The sequence below is a fragment of the Enterobacter sp. GER_MD16_1505_Eko_090 genome (genome assembly GCF_003331015.1).
In the GTDB taxonomy this organism is placed as follows: domain Bacteria; phylum Pseudomonadota; class Gammaproteobacteria; order Enterobacterales; family Enterobacteriaceae; genus Enterobacter; species Enterobacter roggenkampii.
In genome coordinates, this window is record NZ_PUQF01000037.1 from 1 (window position 1) to 8,817 (window position 8,817).

9 protein-coding genes and 3 pseudogenes are annotated in these 8,817 nt (G+C 45.0%); 8 read left to right on the forward strand and 4 right to left on the reverse strand.

Annotation, left to right across the window (positions count from 1 at the left end):
- Nucleotides 1-129: 129 nt before the first annotated feature.
- The 3 genes and pseudogenes from C6A40_RS25545 to C6A40_RS25385 form a co-directional block, all read left to right on the forward strand.
- Nucleotides 130-481, forward strand: a pseudogene (locus tag C6A40_RS25545) (restriction endonuclease); the annotation flags it as partial.
- Between the two features lie 45 nt (nt 482-526).
- Nucleotides 527-1,609, forward strand: coding sequence for an NACHT domain-containing protein (locus C6A40_RS25380; RefSeq protein ID WP_239991067.1), 1,083 nt, complete (start codon nt 527-529; stop codon nt 1,607-1,609).
- A 93-nt stretch (nt 1,610-1,702) separates the two neighbouring features.
- Nucleotides 1,703-2,788 (forward strand): NACHT domain-containing protein, encoded by a 1,086-nt coding sequence (locus C6A40_RS25385; RefSeq protein WP_239991068.1) that lies wholly within the window; start codon nt 1,703-1,705, stop codon nt 2,786-2,788.
- A 417-nt stretch (nt 2,789-3,205) separates the two neighbouring features.
- Here C6A40_RS25385 and C6A40_RS24095 read toward each other — a convergent pair whose 3' ends face one another.
- Together C6A40_RS24095 and vapB are read right to left on the reverse strand one after the other, a co-directional pair.
- On the reverse strand, nt 3,206-3,619 hold the full coding sequence (locus C6A40_RS24095) for a type II toxin-antitoxin system VapC family toxin (RefSeq protein ID WP_057688291.1): 414 nt from the start codon (nt 3,617-3,619) through the stop codon (nt 3,206-3,208).
- A complete protein-coding gene (gene vapB, locus C6A40_RS24100) occupies nt 3,616-3,846 on the reverse strand; it encodes a type II toxin-antitoxin system VapB family antitoxin (RefSeq protein ID WP_057688290.1) in 231 nt (76 codons plus the stop codon). The genes C6A40_RS24095 and vapB overlap by 4 nt, the downstream gene beginning before the upstream one ends.
- A gap of 605 nt (nt 3,847-4,451) precedes the next feature.
- On the opposite strand from vapB, the gene C6A40_RS24110 reads away from it, so the two are divergent.
- The 4 genes and pseudogenes from C6A40_RS24110 to C6A40_RS24125 all read left to right on the forward strand — a co-directional run bounded on the left by C6A40_RS24110 (nt 4,452) and on the right by C6A40_RS24125 (nt 6,775).
- Nucleotides 4,452-4,754, forward strand: a complete 303-nt coding sequence (locus C6A40_RS24110) for a hypothetical protein (RefSeq protein WP_008502204.1) — start codon at nt 4,452-4,454, stop codon at nt 4,752-4,754.
- A 49-nt stretch (nt 4,755-4,803) separates the two neighbouring features.
- Entirely contained in the window at nt 4,804-5,133 is a 330-nt protein-coding gene (locus tag C6A40_RS24115; protein WP_114191457.1) for a hypothetical protein, read from the forward strand.
- Between the two features lie 48 nt (nt 5,134-5,181).
- Nucleotides 5,182-6,002: pseudogene (locus C6A40_RS25550) on the forward strand (hypothetical protein).
- Nucleotides 6,002-6,775, forward strand: coding sequence for a site-specific integrase (locus C6A40_RS24125; RefSeq protein ID WP_008502207.1), 774 nt, complete (start codon nt 6,002-6,004; stop codon nt 6,773-6,775). Before C6A40_RS25550 ends, C6A40_RS24125 begins: the two are co-directional and overlap by 1 nt.
- Before the next feature lie 124 nt (nt 6,776-6,899).
- Here C6A40_RS24125 and C6A40_RS24130 read toward each other — a convergent pair whose 3' ends face one another.
- Together C6A40_RS24130 and C6A40_RS24135 are read right to left on the reverse strand one after the other, a co-directional pair.
- Entirely contained in the window at nt 6,900-7,205 is a 306-nt protein-coding gene (locus tag C6A40_RS24130; RefSeq protein ID WP_071530977.1) for a hypothetical protein, read from the reverse strand.
- On the reverse strand, nt 7,202-7,828 hold the full coding sequence (locus tag C6A40_RS24135) for a ParA family plasmid-partitioning AAA ATPase (protein WP_008502208.1): 627 nt from the start codon (nt 7,826-7,828) through the stop codon (nt 7,202-7,204). Before C6A40_RS24135 ends, C6A40_RS24130 begins: the two co-directional genes overlap by 4 nt.
- 232 nt (nt 7,829-8,060) lie before the next feature.
- Between C6A40_RS24135 and C6A40_RS24140 the strand changes: the two are divergent.
- Nucleotides 8,061-8,747: pseudogene (locus tag C6A40_RS24140) on the forward strand (hypothetical protein); the annotation flags it as partial.
- Between the last annotated feature and the right edge of the window lie 70 nt (nt 8,748-8,817).

Here is an 8,817-nt window from a genome sequence, read left to right on the forward strand (position 1 = left end):
GGCTTTATTGTAGGTGGGCCAGTTGGTGATTTTGAACTTTTGCTTTGCCACGGAACGGTCTGCGTTGTCGGGAAGATGCGTGATCTGATCCTTCAACTCAGCAAAAGTTCGATTTATTCAACAAAGCCCATTGACGATGAACGTTATCAGGAAGAGGGAACTTCAAAAACCAAAAGGGTCAGATGCCTACTGAAACAGGTGGATCACGATACTGCACCGCATGTTCTTAGTGCCCTACAGCAACATAAAGCTGAGACCATGTCTGAACAGGACCAACAAAGCCGCGATGACAATCGCGTAATGATTTCACGCCTGGAAACAATTGATGCTGATACAGCCAAAGGTGGTAGTACAACTGATAGCCGAAATGAACAAGTTGATATCTTTGCCGCCTCATCTACGGGTTTTCGAGTTCGAAACACGACTTGTTGAATTGTTCTCAGGTGAGCAGATTGACGGCAGCTTCCGGCTGAATGATGATTAGAAAACTACATTAGTTCAAAGCAGCATAGTAAAAGGACAAAAGATGAAGCCTGAACAGTTAAAAAAAATAGAGTCTTTGCAACGTGAAGTTGATGATTTCCATCCAGTTTTAAGAGCACTTTTTCCAAAATTGCCAACAGTGACCCATGTTGAATATAAACAAGGTCCTAGCGAAAAAGGGTCCGATTTTGTAATAATAAAAAGAGATGATACACTTGATGAAGAAATATATATTGGCGTTGTCTGTAAAGTCGGAAAAATCACCCAATCGAACAATGAGGTTGAACGTCAAATAGAGGAGTGTAAAATTTTCCCAAGGTTAATCTCATCGGGTTCAAAACATATTCATTTGAATGAGATTTGGGTTGTTACAAACTCGACCATATCTAATAACGCTCAAGAAAAAATTCACTACAAGTTTAAATCAACAAACATTAAATTTATTGATGGCGAAAAATTATGTTCTTTGATATCTAAATATTACCCTGAGTTCTGGGATTTTGAATCAATCAATTACGAACATTACTTGGCTGACTCTTTGAACATGATGAGTTCTCTACCTGAAAGCTCATTCTTTGGTAGCATTGGCATAAACAACCTAATTGATCGCTATGTTTCTAAAGAGGATAGTAAAAAAAGAAGACATCGCCCCTTGAAGCTTTTTAGCGTCATTAAAAATGAACGTTTCGTTTTTTTGGAGGGGAATGTTGGTGCAGGGAAGAGTACATTAATAAAGCAGTTAATTGAGAAAATAAAAGCAGAATACTCTTATGAGAAAGATTATACCTTACCGATATTCTGTCAATATAAAGATTTGATTGATAAAAATCTAGAGGTGGAATTAATTATTTCTGGAGTATTGTCAGAGTATAAAATACAACATGAAGGAAAGATTCTATTTATAGTTGATTCAGTTGATGAAGTCAAAGAGTCAATGGAGGAGAGACAGTCAAACTTCCGCAAGATAGTTGAACAAATATCAAGAAACGATCAATTAAGATTACTAGTGGCCTCAAGGGTTATGGACTCGCTCGAGGACTATGAAATAATTGATAAAATGTTTTCTAGATATTCTATAATTCCACTTACAACATCTCAACTCATTGATTTTGTGGATAAAATCTGAAACGATATAAAAATCACTCATAAGTTAAAGAATGGAATTGAAAAAACCCCATTATTTAAATTTATTCCGAGAACCCCTGTAAGTGCCATTCTTTTGGCGAGAATACTTTCTGATGAGATTAAAGAACTACCATCGACCATGACTGAGTTGTATTCTAAATACAGTGAAATTGTACTGGGTCGATGGGATACCTCAAAAGGTTTGCTTTCCCAAACCGAATATGATGTTATTAGTAATGTTTTAATTGAGATCTCTATTTATATGATGGATAATGCTCTGGCATGCATTTCTGTATCAGAAGTTCAGGATATATTTCTAACATATCTTGCAAAAAGAAACCTTAATGTCGATGAAGAAAAGTTATTCAAAAGATTAATATATCGTAGTGAGGTCACCTGTGTAAATAACAGGACGAACACCTTTACTTTCCTCCATAGATCATTCATGGAGTACTTTTATGCTGAAGGCTTAAGGAAGAAAGGATTTGTAGATATAAATGATAAAATATATGAAATTTACTGGGCAAACTGCTATTTCTTTTATTTTGGCTTGCAAAGGGACAATGAATATCTAATTGATAAAATTAATGATTTCAAGCCTGAAGATGATAGGACAAGGTTTCTAAGACTGTTCTACAATGGTTCATTCTTCCTTGCATCGTATCTCACGCCTTATAAAAAAATAACAAAGGGTGTGCTCTCGTCATATGTAGACGCTGGTAAATTATATGTTGATATTCTCAAGGGTAATACAGATATACCCCTTAAGGAATTTACGCCTGTAGCATTATTATGTATTTTTACACGCTGCCTAAGTAATAATTATTGTTACGACTTTTTCAAACCAGCTCTTGAGGATTTATTAGTAGCCATTGAACAATATGATGAGATTGGTGAACACATAGATTACGCAAAGTTTTTCATAGCAGCTACATTGAATGAACTTGGGGATAAAAATGCTTTTGATGATCTCATCGAAAATAATAACCTAGACATTCTCATCAATCTTGGCATCACACATGTCACAGAGGATTCTGGAATGATTAGTGTTGCAGTTGATAAATATCTCAAGAAATTCAATCGCAAAAGAAAGAATAACCATGATATGTCAGACTATATATCTCGTCTCTATGAGGAATCGTCATCTGAAATGCGTCAATCAATTTCAAAAAATCAATAGCACGTATTGAGTCGAAACCGCATCATCTATTATTGAGATATGCGGTTAATTTTTTCGCATAATAGGTAGTTAGGCACAGCGTATATCGCGGAAAAGAACTACTCTTATTGCTAAGAGTAGTTCGATTCTCTGTAACAATGCTGGTATGATCCTTTCTGTTTCAAAAACATCAGAACACAGATTGAGTTCAGCATGGCTCATTGGTATATGAACTTTCCAAGTTATTCTTAAATCCCTTTAAAACTGTGAAGTAAATACACACTTGATTTGTATTCAAATTTCATAATTTATCCCAGATCGAAGGTAAGTGTTTTTTCCTCACATGCGCTAATGCGTCCTGAGGTTGTATGATCAGATCCACTCAGATATCGAGCAGCCCCAAAATCGCGTATCACATATCCTTAGTTTTCACGTTATTTATACCCAGTCTTCCAGCTTCAGGTCAGGTACCCGCTCAAACTCTCTCACATTGTTCGTCACCAGCACCGCGCCGGCGGCAATGGCATGCCCGGCTATTGCCGTGTCGTTCGGGCCGATCGGCATGCCGGCCATGCGCAGCGCCACCCTAATCTCCGTGGTCGCATCCACCGCGGCCCGGTCCCAGGGCAGGATGGCATCGAGGCGGGCGCAGAATTCATCGACCAGCTGCACGTGGCGGGGTGAGGCCTTCGGGCCGGTGGCACCGAAGCGCATCTCCTGGTAGGTGATGGCCGAGATCACAATGCGGTGACCGCGCAGCACCGCCTGTGCCAGGCGTTTCCGGACGGCTTCCGGCTGCTCTCGCATGATGAACGAGCAGATACAGGTGTCCAGCATATAAATCTTGTTCATAAATCAAATCGTCCTTCGTCGGTGACAACGTCCTCGCGCTCCGCCATAAAGTCCGGATCGGCTCTTTCGAGCTCAAAGAATGAATCCCAGGTCGGCCGGACGGGGCGCAGGATGATGCTGTCCCCTTCCCGGACGATCTCCAGCTCGCTCACCCCCTCAAAATCCAGATCGCGGGGCAGACGGATGGCGCGGTTGTTGCCATTTTTAAAAATGGATACGGTTCTCATAATTCTCTCCCGGGTAGGTGTGGATATGTGGTGCATATCCGGAATGGGGTGCTTTGCACCGGGTGTGTGCATATGTTCAGTATATGCAGATGTCATGCATATGTATAGGGGCTGGATATGCAGATGGTGAGGATATGAGTATGCTCTACCTATGCAGATGCCAGGCATATGGATATGCTCCACATATACCTTCTTCTCTCTTTTTTGGCTGAGATCCGAAAACTCCCAGTTCCGGATCTGCCGGAACGGCTCCGGCGCGCAGCGGCCTAAAAACACAATATGTGCTACGCCATAGGCTGATTTTTCTTCTATATATAGTGTTTACCCCCTTCCCTGCGACCCTTCGTGCAGGGGCAGATATTGCCGCTTTGTTTATTCCCTCACCGTGTTACACTTCCGGAAAGTTGTTATAAGACGGAAAGTCGGATCTGCCGGAAACGGGTATCCGGTAATTTAATGGCGTGGTTATATGGCTGCTTATTATCTTTCTGGTGATATTCATGGCAGGAAAAATAAGCAGGGGAATATTCAGGTGGGTGACTGATGCAGTCCTGTGCGCAGTCAGTTGTGCTGCACATAATAATTACTCTGAGTGACTATTGCGTATGAATACATCATCACATGAAAGCGAGCGCGTCCCGGTTTCACTTGAAACCGTCTGGCGGGCGCTGACCGCCCTCGGTCATCAGCGGCTCTGGCTCCGCCCTCCGGATGAGCGGAGCGTGAACACCTGGCTGATCGTCACCTGGGACGGCCTGACGGTGGCTGAGCGAATCAGAAATTCCGGAACGTGGTGGCTGGCCGGGGATGCGAATGCCATCTACACCAATCCGGAACGGATCGTCCCGGACGGGCTGGAAGAGCTCACCTTGCTCTCTGTGCAGCGGCGAATGAAGGACGGATTCTGAGAACGTCATGAGATAACTGGTGGCGGGATTTCTCAGTAGAGGAAGGGTTATGTGTGATTTATGCAGGGCGGACGGAAATTACTTTCACTCGGCTGAATGCGTATATGACCAGCTGGTCAGTGAGTACCCCGTTATGTGGCTGCGGGACTCGACCCGGATTGGCGCCTGCTACACGCTCCGTGAGCTGCTGTCGCCGGAAGGGATGGTGCTGGCCATACAGAACGCGCCTCCCGTGACGGGATGGCGGCTGCGTATGTGGTATAACGAGGCCACAGATGAAGAGATCGACCCGCTGCGCGGGGACTGTACCGAGCTGCCCTCCAGGACGGACGCCCTGTTGGCCTTTGAGCCGTTCCGTGAAGGCGCTACGTCAGTATGACCGACGGGATTTTTCATTTACAGAACCATACAGAAGGGTACTGGCATTATGGGAAGCATGAAAGACCAGATGATGGATATTGAATCTGAACGATTTGATAAATGGCTTGCGGAAAATTCTCCGGATGTTGTACCCGGCTCAGAAGAATGGGAACAGGCCGCTAACCTTTATTACTGGGAACAGGAGTATCTCGCCGATCAGGCTCAGTGGGATCATGAACACGGGCTGTTTGTGGCTTCCCTGAACAATGTTCATCAGCGTTACCTTCACGCCAGGCAGGAGTTGAAGGGGGGCTGTATACCCTGCTCGATACAGAGCAGCCTGAACTGGTGTACAGGATGTCTTTCGTCCATGCCGTGACGGTCATGGAGGCGTACCTGATGTACTGCGCCAGGGCTCTGCTGGAAGAGGATTTTCCGCTTACACGGTTCAGGGATGAGTTTTATATGAAGTCCGATAAAATCAAAAATCCGGTAAAACATGCTGCCCGTGAAATGGCTCTTTCTATGTTCCGGCCTGCGGCGCAGAATTTTGTTTCCCGGATGACGTTTCATAACGTAAAAACCATTGAGCGCTATTTCGGGACTGTGCTTCATATACCGCCCGTCTGGCCAACTGAGCCGCTGGGTATCATCGCAGACTGGCGAAACGATCTGGTACACCGCAACGGTGTGGGTGTGCATGATGTGCAACGAGTGATATCAGCGCCGCAGCTGCAAAGCGCCCTGCAGAAAGTGTCGGATCTGATAGAGGCTGCAGATCATTCCCTGCGTCTGGAAGTGGACTATTTTGGTAACTCGCGTACCGAAGAAAACCGGGAAATCATTGCGGAAGCACTGCGCATATCCCCGGGCGGAGAATCATCCTGATGACCGGACTCGTTACCCTGGGAGGGTATTCGACCACAGGGGCTCAGTTACCTGTTTCTATCGACTATCCGGCGGCGCTGGCCCTGCGTCAGATGGCTCTGGTTCAGGACGAACTGCCGAAATACCTGCTGGCCCCGGAAGTGAGTGCCCTGCTCCACTATGTGCCCGACCTTCACCGCAAGATGCTTCTTGCTACCCTGTGGAACACCGGCGCCCGTATTAACGAAGCACTGGCCCTGACCCGGAGTGATTTTTCCCTGGCACCGCCCTATCCGTTCGTGCAGCTGGCCACACTCAAACAAAGGGCTGAAAAAGCCGCCAGAACGGCTGGCCGTGCGCCCGTCGGCAGTCAGACTCACCGGCTGGTACCGCTTTCTGATGCGAATTATGTCGGTCAACTGGAGATGATGGTGGCCACGCTGAAAATTCCTCTTGAACGACGTAATAAGCGAAGCGGCAGAACCGAGAAGGCACGCATCTGGGAGATCACCGACCGGACGGTCCGCACCTGGCTCAGCGAAGCAGTTGAAGCCGCAGCGGCCGACGGGGTGACGTTCTCCGTGCCGGTGACCCCGCACACGTTCCGTCATTCCTACGCGATGCACATGCTGTATGCCGGTATACCACTGAAGGTGCTGCAGAGTTTGATGGGGCATAAGAGCATCAGTTCGACTGAGGTGTATACGAAGGTGTTTGCGCTCGATGTCGCGGCACGGCACCGGGTGCAGTTCCAGATGCCGGGCGATGAGGCGGTAGCGTTGCTAAAAAAATAGATGATTAAGATAGCAAGATAGCAAGATAGCAAGATAGCAAGATAGCAAGATAGCAAGATAGCAAGATAGCAAGATAGCAAGATAGTAATTTATTATCTTGCTATCTTATTAAGTTATTAAATTATTATTTTAATCTAGATTTTTCAATGAGTTGAGATATTTCTTCTCGCGATAAATTTTCTAACGCCATCACTGCAGCTCTAACTACATCTGATCTATTGACTCTCCTGTTCCCTGATAACATCTCTTCCCTTATGACATTATCAATTGAGCTAAGATTCTCTTCAGCAAGAGAGATGCTGACTGGTTTTGCTTTACTAGTCGCAGGTTTATTACTTGGTTCGTCAAGATTTTTTGCAGTAAGGCCAGCTGAACCTCCATTTATAAACGAAGCTTCATCCTTTGGCGGCGTATGTGCTCTATTTCTCACAGAATGATCTCCTTAACCAGAGCTTCAATTTCTTCTTGGGCTTTGATGTTCTGTGTTTCAAAAATAGTCATTGATTCGGCCCAGGCATCCCTGTGAGCTTTTCTGTCACATACGCGAGCATTAGACAGATTCATTTCCGGAAAGTCTTTGAGAACATCCGCCGCCTGATTAGCTTCATTAACGAACATGTTAGTTGGTGTCATATTCAACACTAAATACCCACGTACAGACTCGTTGAAATCTTTAGCAGCAGTAAAAACAGAGCATGTATGAGGTACAACATCCAAATCCATTTGGGACGGTCGTAAAGGGGAAATAAACACATCTGCAGCCATTAATCCACTTCGCATCTCTGCACTGTCACGGCCAGCACAATCGGCGATTACAAAGTCATAAGATTTTTCATGCTCTTTAAGCATGGCTTTGATGTTGCCGGACGCTCCAGTCACAGGCATATGAGGCAAGTTCTCTGGTCGATTGTTATACCAGGTCAGCACTGATTTTTGATCGTCGGCATCTACAATGAGAACTCGCTTTCCTAATGCCATAAGATATGCAGCGATGGAAACTGCGAGCGTACTTTTACCTACTCCACCTTTTTGACTACCAAGAACAATGATCATATTCCGCACACCTTGTTTGTTATCTTATTAAGATAATAGGATAGCAAACATTAATTTTCAATATGCGCTGGAGTTGATATTTTGTTATCATGCTAACTTAATATGTTAACAACTACATTAAATTCAATTGATTAGAATGTAACACTACCATCTTGCGATATTAATAAGATATTACGATAACAAGATGCTATCTTGTTATCGTAATCGCACTTTTGAGTGAAGGAGTAAAGCAATGGACCTGGTGTGGAAAAAAAATCCAAGGGGAAGGCTTGAAAGGAAACTGAATCTGGCAGAGAGAGAGGCATTGCTGCATGTGTTCAGCAACGGTCGAAAACCCGCTCAGGCTGATTTACGTATAGCAAATTCTGTGCTTGAAGAAATGGACCGCCGTAAGTTGTGGTTAAAATGCGATTGCGTCGAACATGACCCGAACATTGAAGGTCCTTTTAACTGCGAGGTTAACGTTGCCAGGTTACGCCACGTCAAGACGACAAGACAGCATGATGAACAGTGCCCTTTGTTCAGGCTAAAGAAAAGTAAGGACGCTGATAACACTATCACTGAAGGAAAAACCAGCCCACTAAATCCGGTTGGCGGTAATGACTGGCTACCTGACAAGAAGAAAGACACCAAAATCACCGCTGTGGAAGGGCCGGTAGTGCCCCGTAAGCGTCGACGCAAAACTCTTAAACCCATTCCGGCTCTAGGCCGAAAATTGCTGACTCTCATTCAGGCAGCTGGCCTGAACCAACTTGAACTAGTACCTGAATATAAAAGTCCGGGGTTAGTCGGTTCGGTCAAAAGAATAAAAGAAGTTCTGGATGAACATACAATGGGCAATGGAACACAGCTTAATATGCTGTTCAGTTGCGCGCCCTGGCTGTCCCTCGAACGGATTAACGACATGCTGACTGGATTGGCCCCTATATTTCCATACACTTTTTATCACTTAACCCATTACTGGTTCGCCGCCGCAGATATTCCCGTGG

Coding starts and splice junctions, on each gene's coding strand:
- C6A40_RS25380 (WP_239991067.1), top strand. CDS start 527: ATGAAGCCTGAACAGTTAAAAAAAATAGAGTCTTTGCAACGTGAAGTT.
- C6A40_RS24095 (WP_057688291.1), bottom strand. CDS start 3,619: ATGAACAAGATTTATATGCTGGACACCTGTATCTGCTCGTTCATCATG.
- vapB (WP_057688290.1), bottom strand. CDS start 3,846: ATGAGAACCGTATCCATTTTTAAAAATGGCAACAACCGCGCCATCCGT.
- C6A40_RS24110 (WP_008502204.1), top strand. CDS start 4,452: ATGAATACATCATCACATGAAAGCGAGCGCGTCCCGGTTTCACTTGAA.
- C6A40_RS24115 (WP_114191457.1), top strand. CDS start 4,804: ATGTGTGATTTATGCAGGGCGGACGGAAATTACTTTCACTCGGCTGAA.
- C6A40_RS24125 (WP_008502207.1), top strand. CDS start 6,002: ATGACCGGACTCGTTACCCTGGGAGGGTATTCGACCACAGGGGCTCAG.
- C6A40_RS24135 (WP_008502208.1), bottom strand. CDS start 7,828: ATGATCATTGTTCTTGGTAGTCAAAAAGGTGGAGTAGGTAAAAGTACG.